Annotated in this window: 23 protein-coding genes; 17 read left to right on the top strand and 6 right to left on the bottom strand. The window is 30.2% G+C overall.

Going from position 1 to position 22,332, the window contains the following annotated elements; genetic code table 11:
* Positions 1 to 72 precede the first annotated feature (72 nt).
* The 5 genes from ACUXZJ_RS10200 to ACUXZJ_RS10220 all read left to right on the top strand — a co-directional run bounded on the left by ACUXZJ_RS10200 (position 73) and on the right by ACUXZJ_RS10220 (position 4,126).
* Positions 73 to 795, top strand: a complete 723-nt coding sequence (locus tag ACUXZJ_RS10200) for a toxin-antitoxin system YwqK family antitoxin (protein WP_063743971.1) — start codon at positions 73 to 75, stop codon at positions 793 to 795.
* 29 nt (positions 796 to 824) lie between these two features.
* Positions 825 to 2,012, top strand: coding sequence for a tRNA 2-thiouridine(34) synthase MnmA (gene mnmA / locus ACUXZJ_RS10205; protein WP_060382010.1), 1,188 nt, complete (start codon positions 825 to 827; stop codon positions 2,010 to 2,012).
* Between the two features lie 47 nt (positions 2,013 to 2,059).
* A complete protein-coding gene (locus tag ACUXZJ_RS10210) occupies positions 2,060 to 2,272 on the top strand; it encodes a hypothetical protein (protein ID WP_060382011.1) in 213 nt (70 codons plus the stop codon).
* Positions 2,273 to 2,522: 250 nt separating this feature from the next.
* The gene (locus ACUXZJ_RS10215) at positions 2,523 to 2,921 is read left to right on the top strand and encodes a hypothetical protein (protein ID WP_063743970.1); all 399 of its coding nucleotides are present in this window, start codon (positions 2,523 to 2,525) and stop codon (positions 2,919 to 2,921) included.
* Between the two features lie 266 nt (positions 2,922 to 3,187).
* Positions 3,188 to 4,126: an NAD(P)H-dependent flavin oxidoreductase gene (locus ACUXZJ_RS10220; protein ID WP_060382013.1), complete on the top strand. Its 939-nt coding sequence runs from the start codon at positions 3,188 to 3,190 to the stop codon at positions 4,124 to 4,126.
* Positions 4,127 to 4,143: 17 nt separating this feature from the next.
* Here ACUXZJ_RS10220 and ACUXZJ_RS10225 read toward each other — a convergent pair whose 3' ends face one another.
* Entirely contained in the window at positions 4,144 to 4,827 is a 684-nt protein-coding gene (locus ACUXZJ_RS10225) for an SIR2 family NAD-dependent protein deacylase (protein WP_446194883.1), read from the bottom strand.
* A 113-nt stretch (positions 4,828 to 4,940) separates the two neighbouring features.
* On the opposite strand from ACUXZJ_RS10225, the gene ACUXZJ_RS10230 reads away from it, so the two are divergent.
* From ACUXZJ_RS10230 to ACUXZJ_RS10260, 7 genes are all read left to right on the top strand, one after another.
* Complete coding sequence (locus ACUXZJ_RS10230) at positions 4,941 to 5,618, top strand: TrmH family RNA methyltransferase (protein WP_060382015.1); 678 nt, start codon at positions 4,941 to 4,943, stop codon at positions 5,616 to 5,618.
* Between the two features lie 236 nt (positions 5,619 to 5,854).
* Positions 5,855 to 6,415, top strand: coding sequence for a 1-acyl-sn-glycerol-3-phosphate acyltransferase (locus ACUXZJ_RS10235; protein WP_060382016.1), 561 nt, complete (start codon positions 5,855 to 5,857; stop codon positions 6,413 to 6,415).
* 193 nt (positions 6,416 to 6,608) lie between these two features.
* Complete coding sequence (locus ACUXZJ_RS10240; RefSeq protein ID WP_060382017.1) at positions 6,609 to 7,754, top strand: M14 family metallopeptidase; 1,146 nt, start codon at positions 6,609 to 6,611, stop codon at positions 7,752 to 7,754.
* A gap of 60 nt (positions 7,755 to 7,814) precedes the next feature.
* On the top strand, positions 7,815 to 8,294 hold the full coding sequence (locus ACUXZJ_RS10245; protein ID WP_014165284.1) for an Lrp/AsnC family transcriptional regulator: 480 nt from the start codon (positions 7,815 to 7,817) through the stop codon (positions 8,292 to 8,294).
* A 668-nt stretch (positions 8,295 to 8,962) separates the two neighbouring features.
* A complete protein-coding gene (locus tag ACUXZJ_RS10250; RefSeq protein ID WP_060382018.1) occupies positions 8,963 to 10,045 on the top strand; it encodes an efflux RND transporter periplasmic adaptor subunit in 1,083 nt (360 codons plus the stop codon).
* On the top strand, positions 10,045 to 11,301 hold the full coding sequence (locus ACUXZJ_RS10255) for an ABC transporter permease (protein ID WP_446194887.1): 1,257 nt from the start codon (positions 10,045 to 10,047) through the stop codon (positions 11,299 to 11,301). The genes ACUXZJ_RS10250 and ACUXZJ_RS10255 overlap by 1 nt, the downstream gene beginning before the upstream one ends.
* Positions 11,301 to 11,978: an ABC transporter ATP-binding protein gene (locus ACUXZJ_RS10260; protein ID WP_063743969.1), complete on the top strand. Its 678-nt coding sequence runs from the start codon at positions 11,301 to 11,303 to the stop codon at positions 11,976 to 11,978. The genes ACUXZJ_RS10255 and ACUXZJ_RS10260 overlap by 1 nt, the downstream gene beginning before the upstream one ends.
* Here ACUXZJ_RS10260 and ACUXZJ_RS10265 read toward each other — a convergent pair.
* Entirely contained in the window at positions 11,968 to 12,336 is a 369-nt protein-coding gene (locus ACUXZJ_RS10265; RefSeq protein WP_060382021.1) for a winged helix-turn-helix transcriptional regulator, read from the bottom strand. The genes ACUXZJ_RS10260 and ACUXZJ_RS10265 overlap by 11 nt on opposite strands.
* A 92-nt stretch (positions 12,337 to 12,428) precedes the next feature.
* On the opposite strand from ACUXZJ_RS10265, the gene ACUXZJ_RS10270 reads away from it, so the two are divergent.
* On the top strand, positions 12,429 to 12,719 hold the full coding sequence (locus ACUXZJ_RS10270; protein WP_446194890.1) for a nitroreductase family protein: 291 nt from the start codon (positions 12,429 to 12,431) through the stop codon (positions 12,717 to 12,719).
* Between the two features lie 80 nt (positions 12,720 to 12,799).
* On the top strand, positions 12,800 to 13,042 hold the full coding sequence (locus tag ACUXZJ_RS10275; RefSeq protein WP_446194891.1) for a nitroreductase family protein: 243 nt from the start codon (positions 12,800 to 12,802) through the stop codon (positions 13,040 to 13,042).
* 110 nt (positions 13,043 to 13,152) lie between these two features.
* Here the strand turns inward: ACUXZJ_RS10275 and ACUXZJ_RS10280 are convergent, their stop codons facing one another.
* From ACUXZJ_RS10280 to pyrE, 4 genes are all read right to left on the bottom strand, one after another.
* Positions 13,153 to 13,722 (bottom strand): pentapeptide repeat-containing protein, encoded by a 570-nt coding sequence (locus ACUXZJ_RS10280; RefSeq protein ID WP_060382023.1) that lies wholly within the window; start codon positions 13,720 to 13,722, stop codon positions 13,153 to 13,155.
* A 167-nt stretch (positions 13,723 to 13,889) separates the two neighbouring features.
* Positions 13,890 to 15,707, bottom strand: coding sequence for a DEAD/DEAH box helicase (locus tag ACUXZJ_RS10285; RefSeq protein WP_063743968.1), 1,818 nt, complete (start codon positions 15,705 to 15,707; stop codon positions 13,890 to 13,892).
* A gap of 289 nt (positions 15,708 to 15,996) precedes the next feature.
* Positions 15,997 to 16,389: a hypothetical protein gene (locus ACUXZJ_RS10290; protein ID WP_060382025.1), complete on the bottom strand. Its 393-nt coding sequence runs from the start codon at positions 16,387 to 16,389 to the stop codon at positions 15,997 to 15,999.
* A 19-nt stretch (positions 16,390 to 16,408) separates the two neighbouring features.
* Positions 16,409 to 17,056, bottom strand: a complete 648-nt coding sequence (pyrE, locus tag ACUXZJ_RS10295) for an orotate phosphoribosyltransferase (protein WP_060382026.1) — start codon at positions 17,054 to 17,056, stop codon at positions 16,409 to 16,411.
* A gap of 7 nt (positions 17,057 to 17,063) precedes the next feature.
* Between pyrE and ACUXZJ_RS10300 the strand changes: the two genes are divergently transcribed.
* The 3 genes from ACUXZJ_RS10300 to gyrB all read left to right on the top strand — a co-directional run bounded on the left by ACUXZJ_RS10300 (position 17,064) and on the right by gyrB (position 22,274).
* The gene (locus ACUXZJ_RS10300; RefSeq protein WP_060382027.1) at positions 17,064 to 17,669 is read left to right on the top strand and encodes an NUDIX hydrolase; all 606 of its coding nucleotides are present in this window, start codon (positions 17,064 to 17,066) and stop codon (positions 17,667 to 17,669) included.
* Between the two features lie 590 nt (positions 17,670 to 18,259).
* Positions 18,260 to 19,930, top strand: a complete 1,671-nt coding sequence (asnB, locus tag ACUXZJ_RS10305; protein ID WP_060382028.1) for an asparagine synthase B — start codon at positions 18,260 to 18,262, stop codon at positions 19,928 to 19,930.
* A gap of 403 nt (positions 19,931 to 20,333) precedes the next feature.
* Entirely contained in the window at positions 20,334 to 22,274 is a 1,941-nt protein-coding gene (gene gyrB / locus ACUXZJ_RS10310) for a DNA topoisomerase (ATP-hydrolyzing) subunit B (RefSeq protein WP_060382029.1), read from the top strand.
* The last annotated feature ends 58 nt before the right edge of the window (positions 22,275 to 22,332 follow it).

Here is a 22,332-nt window from a genome sequence, read left to right on the forward strand (position 1 = left end):
GATTTAAATAGGTTTTATTTTTGTTTACAAAATAAAACTAATAATTTTGAGTTTTATTTTTAAAGTAAAAAGATGAAAATACATAGGTTGTTTATAGTTCTGTTTTTAAGTTCATTTAGTATTTTTTCCCAAATTAAGAAAGAATCAGAAAATCAAATTAATAATAAAGGAGAACGTATTGGTTTTTGGAAAGGATATTATGAAGGATCCAATAGAGTTCGTTATGAAGGAAATTTTAAAAATGGAGTAGAGGATGGAGTGTTTAAATACTATACAGATAGTGATAAAAAAATTTTAAAAGCAACACGCGAATTTGATGGTAAAGGAGGAGCCTATACCATTTTTTTTGATGAAAACGGATTAAAAGTAAGCGAAGGAAAAGTTATAAACAAACTTCGACAAGGAATATGGAAATACTATCACAAAGGATTAAAAACTGTTATGTGTATAGAAAACTATATAGATGATAGAGTAGAAGGAAGTAAAAAAATATTTTTTACAGATGGAGTATTAGCAGAAGAGGTAATGTATAAAAATGGCGTTAAAAATGGAATTTCTAAGATTTATTCTAAAGGAGGAACTTTAAAAGAAGAAGCTGTTTTTTTACAAGGTTTTATGCACGGTGATTATAAAGTTTTTGAAGATAATGGTGTAATCCTGATTCAAGGACAATATAAAGAAGGTAAGAAAAAAGGTCTTTGGAAATATTTTGATGCCAATAAAAATCTAGTAAAAGAAATAAATACGGATACAATTAACGGTTATAAGAAGCCTTCATTGGTTAAAAAGAAATAATTATCTTTGTGGGCTAAAAAAAAGAATACATGAAAAGAGTTGTTGTAGGTTTATCAGGAGGAGTAGATTCAAGTGTAGCCGCTTATTTATTAAAAGAGCAAGGTTATGACGTAATTGGCTTATTTATGAAAAACTGGCATGATGACTCAGTCACTATTTCTAATGAATGCCCTTGGTTAGAAGATAGTAATGATGCCTTATTAGTTGCACAAAAATTAGGAATTCCTTTTCAAACAGTTGATTTAAGTGAACAATACAAAGAAAAAATTGTAGATTATATGTTTGCTGAATATGAAAAAGGACGTACCCCTAACCCTGATGTTTTATGTAATAGAGAAATTAAATTTGATGTTTTTCTTAAAATAGCAATGTCATTAGGTGCTGATTATGTGGCAACAGGGCATTACTGTCGTAAATCAGAAACTCAAGTAGAAGGACAAACCATTTATCAATTATTAGCGGGTATAGATAGTAATAAAGATCAGTCCTATTTTCTATGCCAATTATCACAAGAACAATTATCAAAAGCCTTATTTCCTATTGGAGAATTGACAAAACCTCAAGTACGTGAAATAGCGGCTAAAATGGAACTGATTACAGCTGAGAAAAAAGATTCTCAAGGATTATGTTTTATAGGAAAAGTTCGTTTACCTGAATTTTTACAACAGCAATTACAACCTAAAGAAGGTTTTATATACGAAATAGATGCTACAAATAATCTATATAGTACGCCTAAACCTGAATTTACTACAGAAGAAGAAAAATTAAAGTTTGAAGCATCCAATATTCAATATACACCAGAAATGGGAAAGCTTGTAGGGAAACACCAAGGAGCTCATTATTACACTATTGGTCAAAGAAAAGGACTTAATATTGGAGGTACTAAAGAACCTTTATTTATAATAGCAACAGACATATATAGTAACTCTATCTATACAGGTCAAGGTAATACACACCCTGGTTTATTTAAAAAAGCATTATTTGTAGCTAAGGAAGAGATCCATTGGATCCGAACCGATCTAGCTCTTAAAACAGGTCAAAAAATGCAAGTAAAAGCGCGTATACGTTATCGACAAGAATTAAAAAATGCTATTTTACACCAGTTTGATTCAGGAATGTATGTAGAGTTTGAAGAACCTATGTCTGCTATAACCCAAGGACAATTTGTATCTTGGCATATAGGAGAGGAGCTTATAGGTTCAGGAGTAATAGCTTAAAAGATCAGGTTTTCTGTGTATATTTGGAAATAAAAGGATATAAGAATATGAGATTAAAAATACTTTTAGCATTCCTGTTGTTTTTAAATTATTTTTTTACTCAAGAGGATGTTTGCATTTTTTCTAAAGACAAACCTGATGCACCCACTTTCTTTGCTAATCCATTATTAGAACTGTCACAACGTTCGCTAGATAAAAGAAAAGTTCAAGGAATTCTTTTAGATAATAAAGATGGTTTTTATTCATCAACTGTATGTTAATCAAATAGGCTCTATCTATAGAAATTATTATTTTAGCAAAATCTAAATCGTTAAATTGCGTACACATAAAAGAAATACAAAAAACATAGAGGTCCTTACTAATCTTTTTTGTAGACGTATTGAGTAGGCTAATCATTCATTAAATAGAAAAATAATGAGCCAAGATAATAGATTTTTTGTTAACAAATAGTCTGAACAAAATGCTTTAAGAGTTGATTATAATTGTGGTAATTCAGCTCCTCAAATTCAAATGTTGAATGCGCGTTTTTTACATAAGCAAAATTATACAGAAAAAGGAAAAATAGTGGCTATTTTAGACGCTGGTTTTCTAGGAGTAAATACACCCACACTGTTTGTAAGCTTACATAATAAAAAAATAATTCTAGTATGTTATGATTTTGTAAAAGATTCGAATAATTTTTATAAAGGTAATTCGCATGAAACAAATATATTATTCATAATGGGAGTTAATACAACAAATTTAATAGGAACGGTACCCGATCCAAGTTATTATTTGTTTATAACAAAAGATTTTGCCACGGAAAAAGAAATAGAACGATCTAACGGGGTAGAAACAGTAGAAAAAACAGATCGTTTTATTTCACCAGATAATATGGTTACGGAATACCTAATTTTCAGAATGCTTTAAATAATGAATTAAGTATAAAAGAATTTGAATGGAATTCAAACAAGTTTATTCTAATTCAACAATTGAAGTAATTACTTGTGAAATTCATTAGATAGTATTAATTCAAAATTAAAGATTGATGGCAATTTAGGACAATTGATAACACAAAAAAAATTGACTAATAAAGCCGAAGAAATAAATGTAAGTTATTTGAATACAGGTGTTTAATATTATGTAGTAGTTAATTCGATTAAAAATCAAGATAAATTAATTAAAAAATAAATATTTTGAATACAATAACATCACTTTTCGATATTAAATATCCAATTATTCAAGGAGGAATGATCTGGAATTCAGGATATAAACTAGCTAGTGCGGTAAGTAATGCTGGCGGTTTAGGATTGATAGGAGCGGGATCCATGTATCCTGATATTTTACGAGAGCACATCCAAAAATGTAAAAAAGCAACGAATAAACCTTTTGGTGTAAATATACCAATGCTTTATCCAAATATTGAAGAGATAATGCAAATAATTATAGAAGAAGAAGTTAAAATAGTTTTTACTTCCGCTGGAAATCCTAAAACTTGGACTTCTTTTCTAAAAGAAAAAGGAATTGTAGTTGTCCATGTTGTAAGTAGTACAAAATTTGCATTAAAAGCGCAAGAAGCAGGAGTAGATGCGATTGTAGCAGAAGGATTTGAAGCGGGAGGACATAATGGACGTGAAGAATCCACAACTTTTACCTTGATTCCTATGGTCAAAGAACAAATAACAATTCCATTAATAGCTGCAGGAGGTATTGCTACAGGTAGAGGAATGTTAGCAGCTATGGTTTTAGGTGCAGATGGTGTACAATTAGGATCACGATTTGCAGCTTCTATAGAAAGTTCTGCCCATCAAAAATTTAAGGAAAGAATACTTACCACCGAAGAAGGAGGAACTCAGCTTACTTTGAAAGAATTAGCCCCTGTACGTTTAATTAAAAATAAATTTTATAATGATGTGCAGGAACTCTATACTCAATGTCCTTCGCCAGAAGAATTAAAGGTTTTATTAGGGCGGGCTAGAGCAAAAAGAGGAATGTTTGAAGGAGATTTAGAAGAAGGTGAGTTAGAAATAGGTCAAATAGCAGGATTAATAAAAGATATAAAGCCCGTTCAAGAAATAGTTGATGAATTATTAAAAGAATTTGAACAGGCTAAAAATGAAATGTATTCTTTGTAAAAACGTTAGAAAGAGGGTTAAATTCCTCTTTCTATTAAACTTTGTATCCCTTCACTAGCATTTAAAGGAATTGTTTCAATAAGATTACGTGAATTTTTTACATGTGCGGGTTTAGGATCTATGTAATAAATAGAAGTCTGTTTTGAAACATAGTGCATAAGTCCTGCTGCTGGATAAACTTTTAAAGAAGTTCCAATGATAATTAAAATATCAGCTTTTTCTAATATAGGAATTGCTTGGTTTATACCAGGAACGGCTTCGCCGAACCAAACAATATGGGGTCTTAGTTGTGATCCATCTGGAGCTGTATCACCTATATGTAAATCTTCCGTCCAATCAATTATATAAGTATTGTTTTTTGTGCTTCTCGCTTTCGTTAATTCACCATGTAAATGCAATACTTTTGAACTACCAGCTCGCTCATGTAGATTATCTACGTTTTGTGTTATGATATGTACATCAAAATTTTTTTCTAATTCTGCAATTATTTCATGTCCTCTATTAGGATGAACTCGTTTCAGTTGAGCCCTACGTTGATTATAAAAATCTAAAACTAATGCAGGATTTTTCTGCCATCCATCTGGAGAAGCCACCTCCATAATATCATGGTTTTCCCATAAACCATTAGAGTCTCTAAAAGTACTGATACCACTTTCAGCACTCATACCAGCTCCTGTTAAAATAACTAGTTTTTTTTTCATTATATTGGGTAATTTTAGGATTTAAAAAGATAACGGTTCTATCATTAAAGTAATTCATAAAAACATATAGAGAACTTTAATTACTTTTGCCAATATAATTAAAAACATTTACAATGCAATCTTTATTTCAAGATGAAAAATATTTAGAATATTTAGAAACGTTTATAACAGAGAATAGAAAAGAAGGTTTTAAAAAAATTTTAGCTAATAGAACTAAACATTTTACTGTAGTTTGTGAAGATGTTTATCAATTACATAATACCAGTGCCGTAATGAGAAGTTGTGAGGTTTTTGGTATTCAAGAGTTAAACGTAGTAGAACAACGATTCGGGAAAAGAATTGATAAAGAAATTGCGCTTGGAGCAGAAAAATGGGTAGATATTAAGCGGTTTTCTAATAATCAAGATTGTATTAATGATTTAAGAACTAAAGGATACCAGATTATAGCAACTACTCCACATGAAAAAGATAGTATGCTTGAGGATTTTGATATTTCTAAGCCATCGGCAATTTATTTCGGAACTGAAAGACTAGGAATATCAGAAGAAGTTATAAAAAATGCAGATGGATTTTTAAAAATTCCAATGGTTGGATTTACTGAAAGTTTAAATATTTCAGTATCAGCAGCTATTATTATACAAAGTTTAACCAATAGACTACGTCACTCTAATGTTAATTGGCATTTAACAGATCTAGAATTTTTAGAAAAAAGAATTGATTGGACTCGTAAATCTATTAAAGATATTGATTTTATTACTGAAAGATACTTTGAACAGATTAAGATGGAATGATTCTAGTTTTTTTATTTTAGATGTGTGAAATTTTAAAATTTTTAAACAAAATAACTGTGATACGGTTTGTAATTAAGCAATGTTAACCCTGTATTTGAATTATTATATTAACCCAAATAAAAACAGATTTAAAACACTTAAAAAAGTCTTTTTTAGACTTTTAAAAACAATTTTTTTGATATAAGATGAAAATTTTGAATTACTTTTGTATGCAATAGATATGAAGCCTCAAAGAAATGAAAAAAAGAGTATACCAATTTATATTTTTTAAGTTAATGGGATGGAAAATTGTAGGGGACTACCAATCCTACATGATTGATATAAAAAAAAGTGTAATGCCTGTAGTTCCACATACTAGTTGGCATGATTTTTATATAGGATTATTAACAAGAGGTTCATTAGGTATTAATATTAATTTTGTTGCTAAAAAAGAACTTTTTAAATTTCCTTTTGGTTATTATTTTAAATGGGTAGGAGGAGAACCTCTTAATCGTTTTAAAAATGAAAACAAAGTAGACGCAATTGCCAAAATCTTTTCACAAAAAGAAGAATTTAGATTATCTATTTCACCCGAAGGGACTCGAAAAAAAGTATCCGAATGGAAAACGGGATTTTATTATATAGCTATAAAAGCAAATGTTCCTATTGTTGCTATTGGTTTTGATTGGAAAAATAAACAAGTTATTGCTTTTCCTAAAATGATACCCTCTGGAGACAGAGAAAAAGATTTTGCTATCTTAGAAAGCTATTTCAATGGAATCGTAGGTAAAGTTCCTGAATATAGTTTTACCAAATAATTTTTAGATAATTTATATAAAATAAATTATCACCACTATTTCTGTTAATTTGATTTTTACATAGCCTTTAGTATATATAAAGAGAAAAATTTAAGTTCTTAAATTTGATGAATTTTAAAAAATAAATTTTTTCTTGGATGAGGTATGTGACTGTCTCAATTAAATTTTTTTTTAAAAAAATCAAGTAAAGCAAATGAAATTTTATTCGGATTATAAAGAAAAAAGTATTTCAGGGCGTTATATTACCAATACCCACCTAGAAGCAATATTAGATCAATTAAACTCAAACTTTGAAATTGAAATATTGGGACAATCTGTTCAAGAACGTCCTATTTATTCTGTTAAATTTGGAACTGGAGCTACAAAAATATTTATGTGGTCACAAATGCACGGAAATGAATCTACAACCACTAAAGCATTGTTTGACTTTTTAAACTTTTTAGCTTCAAAAGAACCATTAGCTCAAAGGTTAGCAAAAACGTGTACTTTTTTTATAATTCCTATAGTTAATCCTGACGGAGCACTTGCCTATACAAGAGAAAATGCAAATCAGGTGGATTTGAATAGAGATTCTATAACTTTAACGCAACCTGAATCAAAAATTTTACGTAAAGTTTTTGAAAAAATTAAACCTCATTATTGCTTTAATTTACACGATCAACGAACAATATTTGGAGTAGGAGATTCAGGTATGCCAGCAACTGTTTCTTTTTTGGCACCTTCTTTTAATGAAGCTTGTGAATATAATGAATGTAGATTACGTGCGGTAGAGGTTATTTTAGCAATGAATAACGAATTACAAAAATATATACCCAGCCAAATAGGTAGATTTGATGATGCTTTTAACTTAAATTGCATTGGCGATTATTTTCAATATTCAGGAGTACCCACTATTTTATTTGAAGCAGGACATTACCAAAATGATTATGAAAGAGAAGAAACAAGAAAATATATTTTTATAGCTTATATAACAGCATTAGAAAGTATTATTTCTTCAGAAAAGACAAAAGTAGATTTAAACAAATATTTGAATATTCCGCAAAATAAAGTTGTTTTTTATGATTTTATTTATAAAAATGTTAGAATAAAAGATGATTCTTTAGATATTATTACTAAATTTGCATCCCACTATAAAGAAACCCTTCTTGATGAGAAGGTTCATTTTGAAGCCGAGATCGTAGAAATCGGAGAGCTAGAAAGAAGTTTTGCACATCAGGTTTACGACTTAAAAGGTGAGTTATATCAAGATGAATTAGGGAACTATCCCAAACTAAAAAAAAACACTAACTTTTCTGTAAACATTAACAATATTTTTGTAAATGGAGTGCTTAAAAAGTAATATTTTAGACGTATTTAAACAAAAACTAAAAAATAAAAACACAAACAAAGAAATAATTATATGAGTAAGTTTAAACTAGATGAGGTTGATCATCAGATTCTTGATATGTTAATTGATAATACGAGAATACCATTTACAGACATTGCAAAAAAACTTTTAATTTCAGCAGGAACTGTCCATGTACGTGTTAAAAAACTAGAGGATGCTGGTATTATTCAAGGATCATCATTAACATTAGACTATGAAAAATTAGGTTATTCGTTTATTGCCTATGTTGGAGTATTTTTAAATAATACATCACAAACCAAGTTTGTTTTAGAAAGAATTAATGAAATACCATTTGTAACTGTTGCTCACGTGACAACAGGAAAATTTAATATTTTTTGTAAGATTAGAGCAAAAGATACAAAACACGCTAAAGATGTAATTTACATGATTGATGATATTGATGGAGTATATAGAACAGAAACCATGATTTCTTTAGAAGAAAGTATTAATGATAAAAAAAGATTAATGCACACAATCTTTAGAGAGATGTAAAATTATAAGTATTAATAATTTTAAAAAAAGAGTATTGAAAAAACATTTTCAATACTCTTTTTTTATTTATATCAATTGATTATTATCCGAAATTAATACCATTTAAACTTAAAATATACTAGATTAAAAAGTGAAATTCTTGATCTGTTTTTTTATTTTAAAACAACTCGAACAAACGGTTGAGTGTATAATTGAAATCATCGTTAGTTCGAGCCCAAAGCGCATCGAGAACCAACACTAATTCTTGTTGCTTTTGTAGGATCAAGGAATCTCCCTCTGGTCGAAATGAAAGATTACAAACTTTTTGGACAGCCTCAAGGTTAAAAAATATTATGAGGAAATTTCAAAGTTAAAATGGTATTACACTTTTTTTATGTAAAGAAATAATAAATAAATTTATTATCAATACCTCTAATTAGATTTGTGAACAATCTTAAAAGGTTTGTAAATTTGGTTACAAAGTAAAAAACTAATTATATAAAAACTTTCACCTTATTTTTAGAAGAAATTTTATCCATATAAGTTTGTCTGATTTTAAATTCTATTAATACACTTTAAGAATATATAATATGCCTTATTTTTTTAATAGAGAATGAAAAGTCTTAGTTTGGGTTAATAAAAAACTAATAAAATTCGTAAATTTATTCATTCGAATTTAATTACCTTAAATGAAAAAAATATTACTGGTTTCGTTATTTTCTATTATTGCTTGCTCTAAAAAAGCAACTAAAGAAATAAAACCTGAAAAAGGAACAGTTACAGAAAGTGTTTATGCTTCTGGTGTAGTAAAGGCAGACAAACAATATATAGTTTTTAGTACCGTAACAGGTGTTTTGCAATATATTAATGTAAAACCAGGACAACCTATTATAAAAGGACAATCATTATTTCAAATAGAAAGTGAAAAAGCTAATCTAGCCACCGAAAATGCTCGTTTATCGTATGAAATCACACAAGAAAATGGGAGATATATCCAAGATAAAATAGCAGAAGCAGAATTACGCATTCAAAGTGCTAAGGACAAATTAATTTTAGATGAATCACTTTACAAACGTAGTAAAAATGTTAAGGAGTATAACGCTATTTCGGAAGTTGATTTTGAAAAGGTAGAGTTAGCCTATAAAAATTCTAAATTAGCCTACGAAACGGCTATAAAACAATTATCTCAATTAAAAAATCAGTTGCGAAATGAACAAGATCGGAGTAATATAAACTTAAAAATAAGCCAAAAAACAGAAAGTGATTTTACTGTTAAAAGTGCCTTTTCGGGCGAGCTATTTGATGTTCTAGTAAAAGAAGGAACTGTTGTAAATCCACAAACACCTCTAGCGATCGTAGGTAAAAAAGATAATTATATATTAGAGTTAGATATAGATGAAAATGATATGGTACGCGTGCAAGTTGGTCAAAAAATAAGGGTTACAATGGATAGTTATAAAGGTAAAATTTTTCAAGCTACTGTTACTAAAATTTATCCCATTATGGATGTGCGTTCACGAACATTTAAAATAGAAGCCCATTTTGTAAAATCACCACAAAAACTATATCCTAACTTAACTGCTGAAGCAAATATTATTATCCAAACACGTAAAAATATACTCACTATACCAAGGAATTATTTAGTAGAAGAACAATACGTTTTGGTGAAGGAAAACGAAAAAAGAAAAATAAAAACAGGACTAAAAGATTACCAAAAAGTAGAAATAATGAGCGGATTAAAAGAAGATGAAATCATTTATTTACCTGAGTAATGAATTGTAAATTAATTTTTTCTATAGCACTACACTTAATGCGCTCTAGACTCAAACAAACAATCATTGCAGGAGCAGGGGTCATGTTTGGAATTGCCATGTTTATTACTTTGGTTAGTTTTATGTATGGAATGAACGATTTGTTAGATGGTTTAATTATTAATCGTACACCGCATGTTCGTTTGTATAACGAAATAAAACCTTCTCAAAATCAACCTGTAACTATTGATCAAGAATATAAAAAGCATAGTAATTTCATTCATTCAATAAAACCTAAAGATAGAGGAAAATCTATTTACAACGCTAAGTCAATTATTCAGAGTTTAAAGCAAGATAGCCGTGTATATGATGTGGCAGCCAATATTAATACACCTGTTTTTTTTAATTCTGGAACAATAGAAATTTCTGGAGTTGTAAACGGTATTGATGTTCTAGTAGAACAAAAATTATTTGCTCTTAATGATTATATGATAGAAGGAAAAATAGAAGATTTACAACAAAACAATAGTATTGTGATCGGGAAAGGTTTATCTGATAAAATGTTATTAAAAAAAGGAGATATTCTTAAAATTACTACACCCAAAGGAAATTTAACTTCTATGAAAATTGTAGGAATTATTCAAATAGGTATTGCAGATATAGATGATATAACCAGTTATACCTCTTTGTCCATGGCTCAAAAAATTTTAGGTGTTCCCAAAAACTATATTACTGATATTCAAGTAAAAATTTATGACATTTTACAAGCCTCCGTCTTAGCTAAAGAATATAAAATAAAATATGAAACAGATACAATAGATTATCAAACAGCTAATTCACAATTTGAAACAGGTACTACTATTAGAAGTATTATATCCTATGCAGTAGGTGTTGTCCTTTTAATCGTAGCAGGTTTTGGAATCTATAACATATTAAATATGATGATTTTTGAAAAGATGGATAGCATTGCAATTCTAAAAGCAACAGGCTTTTCAGGAAATGATGTGAAATGGATTTTTATATTGTTATCTATGGTTATTGGAATTACAGGAGGTGTTTTAGGTTTGTTTTTAGGTTTTGTTTTTTCAAACATTATAGACCTAATTCCATTTAATACAGCCGCTCTACCTACAGTTAAAACATTTCCAATTAATTACAACCCTCTTTTTTATATCATAGGAATTACATTTGCTTTATTAACTACTTTTATAGCAGGTCTGTTTCCAGCACTCAAAGCCAGTAAAATTGATCCAGTAGAAATTATTAGAGGAAAATAATGAATAATATTGTTTTAGAAACTAAAAAACTAATAAAATACTTTAATGACCCTGTACGTATACAGGTTCTTAAAGAAATTGATTTACAAATAGAATACGGTCAATTCGTTTCTATTGTTGGAAAATCAGGTTGTGGAAAATCTACTTTATTGTATTTATTATCAACTATGGATACTGATTATGAAGGACAAATTTTAATGGATAAACAACTAATTACAGATAAAACAGATAAAGAATTAGCTCAAATTAGAAATGAAAAAATAGGATTTGTATTTCAATTTCATTATTTACTTAATGAATTTAGTGTATTACGAAACGTAATGCTTCCAGGACTCAAGTTAGCTAAACTTTCAGAAGAGGAAATAGAATATAATGCAATGGAATACTTGCGTACATTGGATATGCACGAACAAGCATTAAAAATGCCCAATCAATTAAGTGGTGGACAAAAACAACGAGTCGCAATTGCTAGAGCACTTATCAATAGACCTGTTATAATCATGGGTGATGAACCAACAGGTAACCTAGATAAAAAAAATAGTGATATCGTCTTTGATATTTTTAATCAATTAGCTGAAGAATTCAATCAAACCCTATTAATTGTAACACATGATCCTGATTTTGCTAATCGTACACACCGTATTATAACCATGGAAGATGGTAGAATTAAGATTTAAGAATTGTTGTGCAAGGCTCTGTTTTTATACGTAAGTGTTCTTCAGCAATAAATTTGCCCCAGTTTGAAATTTCATTCAATAAAGGAATTAATGTTTTACCTAATTCTGTAAGTTCATATTCTACCTTTAAAGGAGCTTTATTCGTAAAAACAGTTCTAGATATCAAACCATCTTCTTCTAACTCTTTTAACTGTAAACTAAGAGTTCTCTCCGTTATCATAGGTATTTCTTTTCGTAGCTCGTTATACCTTTTTTTATTAAAAAGATGAATTAAGATAACAGCTTTCCATTTACCTCCTATAAAATTCATAGTTAGACTCGTGCTACAAGGAAATTTTTTATGATCTATTTTATACATTTTACTATCCTTTTTGACCGTTATTGCAAATATAAAAAACTATAAATATGTTTGCAACTATAAAAAGTATAGTTTAATTAAAATAAATAAACATGAATTTTCTAGAATTAGCAAAAGAACGCTACACTACAAAAAAATACGATCCTAATGAAAAAATTTCATTAGAAATGATTGAAAAATTAAAATCAATATTAAACTTGTCACCATCCTCTATTAATAGTCAACCTTGGCATTTTACATTTGTATCAAATACAGAGATAAAAAAACTTTTGGCAGAAGCATCCTATTTTAATGCCTCAAGAGTTTTAGAGTCAAGCCATACGGTAGTGTTTAGTGTAATTGATGATGTACAAAAATTTGAAGAAAAATTTGAAAAAAAATAGAAAACAAATTACCAGAAGGCGCAACAGGGTATTACAAACAATATTTAAAACCTCTTCCAGAAGAAGAAATAAAATCTTGGATGAAAAATCAAGTATACTTATCATTAGGGTATTTTTTATCAGCTTGTGCCAGTTTAGGAATTGATTCAACTCCTATGGAAGGAATAGAAACAGATGCTTATAAAAAAATATTAGGATTAAAAGATTATCAGCCTTTATTTGCAGTAGCAATAGGAAAAAGAGATCAAAAAGATGGAAACCAACCTCATGTAAGATCTAAATCACGTCTAGAGCTAAACGAAGTGATAAACGAGTTTAAATAAGCTTTATTTGTTATATATTACCTCTTACTTTTTTTAGTTTATACTTTCTATAAACATCAGATTGAAGTAGGAGGTATGTATTTTTATTTGAACTTTTACCTAAAAAATACTTACTTAATTATAATCTCATACTGATCTAATAAGCCTTTTATGTTTTCTTGAGAAAAAATAGCTTTTTTTAATTGATTCTTTTCAGGATTAATTGAAAAATTATGACTGGAATAAAAATCAGATTTTGTAAGATTTGTATTTGAAAAAACGGCTAATCGAAGATTACAGTTGTCAAATAAAGCCTCCGTAAGGTCACTTTCCATAAAATCTACCGAAACCATACTGCAATTTGTGAATTGAATTTTTTTAAGTTTTAGTTTATAAAATTGAGCATAATCTAAAAGACAATTTGTAAAATGAAACTCATAAATAACTTGATCAGTCATAGCAAAATTTACATTTGTAAAATTACTATCCACAAATAACACATTTCGTAAACCTACATGACCTATTTTTGCTTCCTTGAAATTACAATTTTTAAAATTACAATCTACAAAGATAGTTCCCGTAAAAAAGGCTTGTGTAAAATCACAATCTATGAATGTACAGTTTTCAAATTCTTTATTAGTAAGCTCATAAAGACCGTATGTAATATGATTAAAATTTTGATCGTATATAAAATCGTGCATATATTTTGTGTAAAGTAAAGAATAGCAATTATTCTTATTCAAGTAAAATAATTATTATTCCTTTAGGTTATTATTCAAGTATAATATTTATTAAAAGAATTATTTAAAAAATAAAAAGCTGTTCAATTTTTGAACAACTTTTTATATACTGTAGTTTTAAAAAATAATTAGCTTCTACGACTTCTACGATCAGATGAAGAAGAATCGGAACGTCGAGGACGTCTTTCGTTTTTAGGAGCTCTATCATCAGAAGAGTTTCTTCTGTCAGATTTTCTACCTCCATCACGTCTTTCGCCTCTAGGAGCACCTTCTCCGCGTCTTTCTCTACGATCTGTTCCTTCGCGTTTTCCTCCTCTACCGCCATGATCACGACGTTTACTGTTAGAAGAACCATCGTTTTTAGATATTTCTACGTTTATACGTCTGCCTTCTAAGGTAATGCCGTTTAAAGTGTTCATAACTAAATCTACATGCTCAGCATCTGTATTAAAGAACGAGAAACCTTCTTTTACATCTACTTTAAATACGTCATCACGACCTAATTCTAGTTTTTCTTTTAAGAAATCCTTTAATTCCATCCATTCAAAACCATCACGAGCTCCAATGTTAATGAAGTAACGAACAGCACCTTCTGTAGGGATAGTTGCCTTAGCACCTGAAGACTCTTGATGTAAATCACGTGATTTTTTATAGTAAGACAAGAAACGATTGAACTCTACCGATACCATTTTTTTAATTAATTCTTCTTTAGTTAAATCTTGAAGAACGTCATAAATAGCGGGTAGGTAAGTATCTATTTCATGGTCTACCTCTACATCCTTTATTTTGTTGGCTAAGTGATATAATTGGATTTCACAAATTTCAATTCCATTAGGAATTGGTCTTTCTTCAAATTTAGTTTTGATGATTCGCTCAATTTGATTAATCTTACGAAGTTCACTTTTCGTTATAATAACCATTGAAGTACCTGATTTTCCAGCACGACCAGTACGACCAGAACGATGAGTATAGGTTTCAATTTCATCAGGTAATTGATAGTTAATTACGTGAGTTACATCATCTACATCTATACCACGAGCTGCAACGTCAGTAGCTACTAACATTTGAATCTGACGACTACGGAATGCTTTCATAACAGCATCGCGTTGTGCTTGCGATAAATCACCATGTAAAGCAGCAGCATTATAACCATCTTCGATTAATTTTTCAGCAATTGCTTGTGTATCTCTTTTGGTTCTACAAAAGATAACAGAAAAAATATCAGGATTAGCATCTGCTAAACGCTTTAGAGCAGCATAACGATCACGAGCATTAACTAAATAAAACTCATGAGATACATTAGTTGAACCTTGGTTTTTATGTCCTACTGTAATTTCTTGTGGAGTGTGCATGAACTGTTTGGCAATTCTTGCTACTTCAGCTGGCATAGTAGCCGAAAACAACCAAGTGTTTTTGTCTTCTGGAGTATCCGCTAAAATAGAACAGATGTCATCATAGAATCCCATATTTAACATTTCATCTGCTTCATCTAATACACAGATTGAAATGTTTTTTATGTTAACCATTCCACGGTTAATCATATCTTGCATACGTCCAGGAGTAGCTACAATAATTTGCGCACCTCTTTTTACTTCTCTTGCCTGTTCATTAATGCTTGCACCACCATATACTGCCACGGTATGTAAACCCTTAATGTACTTAGAATAAAGTTTAATTTCATTTGTGATTTGCAAACATAATTCACGTGTAGGCGATAAAATTAATGCTTGAGTTGTTTTGTCTTCTGCATTAATCTTTTGAATAAGAGGGAAACCAAATGCAGCTGTTTTTCCAGTACCAGTTTGCGCCAATGCAACAATGTCGGTATCTTGCTCTAATAATAGAGGAATCGCTTTTTCTTGTACTTCAGAGGGATTTTCAAATCCTAGATCTTTAATCGCCAGCACTAGCGATTCATTAAGACCTAATTGTTCAAATTTATTCATTACTTATTTTTAAATTGGGCGCAAAGGTAATGAAAAGTTATAAGTTAATGCTGCGAAATATATTTTTTTTTAAATATCCTCAAAAAAATAAGAGTTTGATTATTAAAATTTTAAATAAAATTTAAAAAAAGAGGGTGAACTAAAAGATTCTGATCTTATCATTTCGATCAAAGGAAGGCTCGAACGAATTGAAAAGATGAAACAAATTTGTTACTTTTCTTGTTGTCAAAGTGACAAACTAGACATTAAGTTACTAATTTTTAGACACCCCTTGTATTATTGTCAAAAATTATAATTTACTCATATTTTGAGCTAATGTTTCGATAAATTTAGTAATAGGTGCTTTTATCATCATTGCCATCATAGCATTAAATTCACCTTCAAATATTAATTGGATGTCTGTAGAGTCAACAGCCGTTTCATTTATATTAGCGGTTAATGTAAAAGGTAATTTGCTAGAAGCAGCTCCTAAAACAATCTTTGAAGTAGGTACAGATTCTTTTTTAACTAATTTAATTTCAGGCATACCCTTTAAACCAAATTCAAAGCAATTTTCATCAATTACCTCAAATTTAGCCGTATTTTCAGGCATTAATTTTTCAAAATTTTTAACCTCAGATAATTCTTTAAATATATATTCTGCAGATTTTGCTACTGTTACTTTTGGGCTTTCTAAATTCATACTTGATTTTTTTTAGATATTATATGTTAATATTCCATTCAGCTGGATTTTTTTTCCAATCTATAAGTAATTCATGTTCTTTTTCTGTAATATACTCTTTTATTACAGCTAATTCTAAAAGATTTTCATAGTTACTCAAGGTAAACAAGTCTACATTTGCATTTTTAAAACTTTCTTGAGCAATTGGAAAACCATAAGTAAAAATAGCAGCCATTCCTTTAATATTAGCACCTTCATTGCGTAAAGCTTCTACAGCTAATAAACTACTATTTCCTGTACTGATCAAATCTTCAACTACTACCACATTTTGACCTTTTTGTAAAAAACCTTCCACTTGATTTTTACGACCATGTTTTTTAGGTTCAGGGCGTACATATACAAAAGGGAGTCCCAATTCTTGTGCTACCAATATACCTATACCTATAGCACCTGTAGCTACCCCTGCAATTACATCAGGTTTACCAAATTGTTTCTCAATGTTCTTTGCAAATTCATCTTTTACATAATTTCGTATTGCCGGGAACGAAAGTAATATCCTATTATCACAGTAAATTGGCGATTTCCAACCAGAGGCCCATGTAAAAGGATTTTTAGAATTCAATTTAATTGCATTTATTTGTAAAAGCAATTCGGCAGTTTTACTCGCTGTATCTTTATTAAAAATCATACTGCAAATGTATAAAGTTTTTGTGAACGACAAACCACTTTTCCTGACAAATCAATTTGTTAAGGAAACTGATTTCAAGTTTTTTTTGCTTGAAAGTATTGACATCGAACAGCTTATTGTGAGCTATTTTCAAAACAAAATTCAAAAGGCCTATTTGTATCATCCTGATGAAAAAGAAATTCTTAATACTTTAAAATCTAAGATAAAAGTAAATTTTGCAGGAGGAGGTTTAGTATATAATAATAAAGGAGAAGTTCTTTTTATTTATCGAGGAGGAAAATGGGATTTACCTAAAGGTGGGATTGATAAAGGAGAGGAAATAGAAGAAACAGCTATTCGTGAAGTTGAAGAAGAAACAGGGGTTACAAATCTTAGAATTACTAAAAAACTTCAAAAGACATACCATATTTTTAGAAGAAATGGTAAGTATAGGTTGAAAATTACTCAATGGTATGAAATGCAGACCGATTATGAAGGCTTATTAGTAGGACAATTAGAAGAAGGTATTGAAAAGGTAGCTTGGCTTAATCCTAATCAAATAGACGAAGCATTAACTAATTCTTACGAAAATATTAAACTTCTCTTTGAAAAAAATAAAAAAATGCAAGAATAAAATATTATCTTAAAAGAGGCTGTCCGAAAAGGTCGCAATCTCTCATTTCTACGAAAGGGAGGTTTGAACGAAGGAAACAAGGAAAAGAAAGTTATATAATGCTGAAAATGTGATTTATCCTGTCATTTAAGTGATATGTTAAACGTTGAGTTTTGACTTTTTAGACACCCTCTTTTTTTAAAATAACTATAAAAGAATTTTCAAATTATTACTTTTAATACGGCTGGAAATAAATGTTAATAGAAGTAATAAAATTACTATTTAACTTCTTAATTAAACTTGATTAATAAAGCATCTTCAGTTTTATTATATCATTTATTTTCGTCTTTTTTTAATAGCTTATCAGAGTAAAAAAATAGAATAGACCTATTAAATAGTGCTTTTAAATATTAAATAAATTACAGATTTTAAGTTTTAATTATGTAATAATATACTTTTGTTTTTTTTTGTTTGTTATATTGTGTTTTTTGTTTAAAATTATAATTAAAACATTGTTTATGGTTTAAAATTAAAATTAAATACATCAATTTTGCTTCATAAATATATTATTAATCAAATCTGGATTCAGGTAATTAAAACTAAAATATAGTATGTGTGGAATTGTATGTGCCTTTGATTTAAAACAAAAAACAGAAACTTTAAGACCTCAAGTGTTAGAGATGGCAAAAATTATACGTCATCGCGGACCGGATTGGAGTGGGATTTTTTCTAATGACAAAGCTATTTTAGCGCATGAGCGTTTAGCAATTGTAGATCCAGCTTCTGGAAAGCAACCTCTTTTTAGTCCTGATCAAAAATTCGTTTTAGCTGCAAACGGCGAAATATACAACCACCGTGAATTGCGTAAACAATTTGAGGGTAAATATGAGTTTCAAACTCAAAGCGACTGTGAAGTTATTTTAGCATTGTACCAAGAAAAAGGACCCACATTTGTGGATGAAATGAATGGAATTTTTGGTTTTGCATTGTACGATGTTGAAAAAGACGAATATTTCATTGCTAGAGACCATATCGGAATTATTCCATTGTATATCGGTTGGGACAAACACGGAACTTTTTATGTTGCCTCTGAATTAAAAGCTTTAGAAGGATATTGTTCTAAAATCGAATTATTCCCGCCAGGGCATTATTTACATAGTAAAGACGGTCAGTTGGTAAAATGGTATGATAGAGAATGGACAGAGTACGAGGCAGTAAAAGAGAATGAAACGAGTATTCAGGCCATACGTGAAGCTTTAGAAGCAGCTGTACATCGTCAGTTGATGAGTGATGTACCTTATGGAGTATTACTTTCTGGCGGATTGGATTCTTCCATTACTTCGGCTATCGCTAAAAAGTATGCGAGTCGTCGTATTGAAACTGATGATAAATCGGAAGCTTGGTATCCACAATTACATTCCTTTGCTGTAGGTTTAGAAGGTTCTCCAGATCTAGCTGCGGCTCAAAAAGTGGCTGATCATTTAGGAACGATTCACCATGAAATTAAATTTACTATTCAAGAAGGTTTGGATGCTATTCGTGATGTGATTTATAATTTAGAAACCTATGATGTTACTACGGTACGTGCCAGTACGCCAATGTATTTAATGGCTCGTGTAATTAAATCTATGGGGATTAAAATGGTGCTTTCTGGAGAAGGTTCTGATGAGTTATTTGGTGGCTATTTATATTTCCATAAGGCACCTAATGCGAAAGAATTTCACGAAGAAACGGTTCGTAAATTAAGTAAACTCCACATGTACGATTGTTTAAGAGCTAATAAAAGTTTAGCGGCATGGGGAATTGAAGGGCGTGTTCCTTTCTTAGATAAGGAATTTATGGACGTGGCTATGAGAATTAACCCCCAAGATAAAATGATTAATGGAGAACGTATGGAAAAATGGGTTTTACGTAAAGCTTTCGAAGATATGTTGCCAGAAAGCGTAGCTTGGCGTCAAAAGGAACAATTTAGCGATGGAGTGGGGTACAGTTGGATTGATACATTGAAAGAAATTGTAAACAAAGAAGTCTCAGATGAACAATTAGCAAATGCTAAATTCAGATTCCCAATTCAAACGCCAATGAATAAAGAAGAGTATTATTATCGTACCATTTTTACTGAACATTATTCAAGTGATACAGCAGCATTATGCGTGCCACAAGAAGCTAGTGTGGCATGTAGTACAAAAATAGCATTAGAGTGGGACGAAGCTTTTAAAAAACTAAACGATCCTTCAGGACGTGCTGTGGCAAAAGTACATGATGATGCGTATGAAAAATAAATAAAATGATTTTGTGTTCTGATTGACTTTCTTATCAATTCAATAGAAAGTATAAACCTCAATAGTTTTTCTTTTGAGGTTTTAAATTTTAATTTAAATTACGTATTGGCTTTTATTACAAAAAAGAATTAATATCTATCCCGTAATTTGACTTTAAATGTATAAAAAGGTAAATAGAGAGATTTTAAAAGGTTTTTTATAAGATTTTAATTTTAACATTTTCTAAAAAATAAAGAAAATATGATTTAAGGCTGTTTTTGGTTGATTTAAAGAATGATCTCTTTGTTAACGCTTTAATGTTAATAAACTAAAAAGGTTTTAAACGATTTTGTAATTTTAAAAAGCAGTATTTCACTATATTTGCGTGTTTGACAAAAGAATATAATTACACGAAAAAGATATTATGAGCGAAGAAGTTAAAAAGAATAATTATTCTGCTGACAGTATTCAGGCGTTAGAAGGAATGGAACACGTGCGTATGCGCCCATCCATGTATATTGGAGATACTGGAGTTAGAGGTCTACATCATTTAGTATATGAGGTAGTAGACAACTCAATTGATGAGGCTTTAGCAGGACACTGTGATACTATTTTTGTAACAATTAACGAAGATAATTCAATTACTGTTGAAGATAATGGTCGTGGTATTCCAGTAGATATTCATAAAAAAGAAGGCGTTTCCGCACTTGAGGTTGTAATGACTAAAATTGGTGCTGGAGGTAAATTTGATAAAGATTCTTATAAAGTTTCTGGTGGTCTTCACGGGGTTGGGGTGTCGTGTGTTAATGCACTTTCTGACCATTTAAAAGCGACAGTTTATCGCGATGGTAAAATTTACGAACAGGAATATGAAAGAGGTAAAGCGCAATATCCTGTAAAGCAAATAGGAACTACGGAAAAAAGAGGTACCACCGTTTGGTTTAAACCTGATGGAACAATTTTTCAACAAACTTTGGAGTACTCTTATGATACGCTTGCAGCTCGTATGCGTGAGTTGGCATTTTTAAATAAAGGAATTACAATAACGCTTACGGATAAACGAGAAAAAGATAAAGACGGTAACTTTTTAGGTGAAACTTTCCATTCTAAAGAAGGTTTAAAAGAGTTTGTTAAGTTTCTTGATGGTAATCGTGTGCCTATCATTGGTCACGTGATTTCAATGGAAAATGACAAAGGAGAAATTCCGGTTGAAGTAGCTTTAATTTACAATGATAGCTATTCAGAAAATATATTCTCGTACGTAAATAATATCAATACACACGAAGGAGGTACACATTTACAAGGTTTCCGTATGGGGTTAACTCGTACGTTGAAAAAATATGCAGATGCTTCTGGTTTATTAGATAAGTTGAAATTTGAGATTTCTGGTGACGACTTCCGTGAAGGTTTGACAGCTATTATTTCGGTAAAAGTTGCTGAACCACAGTTTGAAGGTCAAACAAAAACAAAATTAGGAAATAGAGAAGTAGTTTCTCCAGTATCCCAAGCAGTAGCTGAGATGTTAGAAAATTACTTGGAAGAAAATCCTAATGATGCTAAAATCATTGTTCAAAAAGTAATCCTTGCAGCACAAGCACGTCACGCAGCTAAAAAAGCACGTGAAATGGTGCAACGCAAAACCGTAATGGGCGGTGGTGGATTACCAGGTAAATTATCAGACTGTTCCGAGCAAGATCCAACAAAATGTGAAATATTCCTTGTCGAGGGGGACTCGGCGGGTGGAACGGCTAAACAAGGACGTGACCGTAATTTTCAAGCGATTTTACCACTTCGAGGTAAGATTTTGAATGTAGAAAAAGCAATGCATCATAAAGTGTTTGAAAACGAAGAAATTCGTAATATTTTTACTGCTTTGGGAGTAACAGTGGGGACTGCCGATGATAGTAAAGCATTGAATCTTGAAAAACTTCGTTATCATAAAGTAGTAATCATGTGTGATGCTGATATTGATGGTAGTCATATTTCTACACTTATTTTGACTTTCTTCTTCCGTTTTATGAAAGAATTAATAGAAGAAGGACATGTTTATATTGCCACTCCTCCTTTATATTTAGTTAAAAAAGGAAATAAAAAAGAATATGCTTGGGATGAGAAAATGCGTGACGCGATTAATGAAAGAATGGGCGGTGGTGCAAATATTCAACGTTATAAAGGTCTTGGAGAGATGAATGCTGAACAGTTGTGGGAAACAACATTAAATCCTGAATACAGAACATTGCGTCAAGTAACGATTGACAGCTTAACAGAGGCTGATAGAGTGTTCTCTATGTTAATGGGAGATGAAGTTCCTCCTCGTAGAGAATTTATTGAAAAGAATGCTATTTATGCTAATATTGATGCATAATTTATAAAGTATAAAAAAAGATATAGAAAGACTGGAATAAAACACCAGTCTTTTTTAT

Source organism: Flavobacterium sp. TN-1 (genome assembly GCF_052828645.1).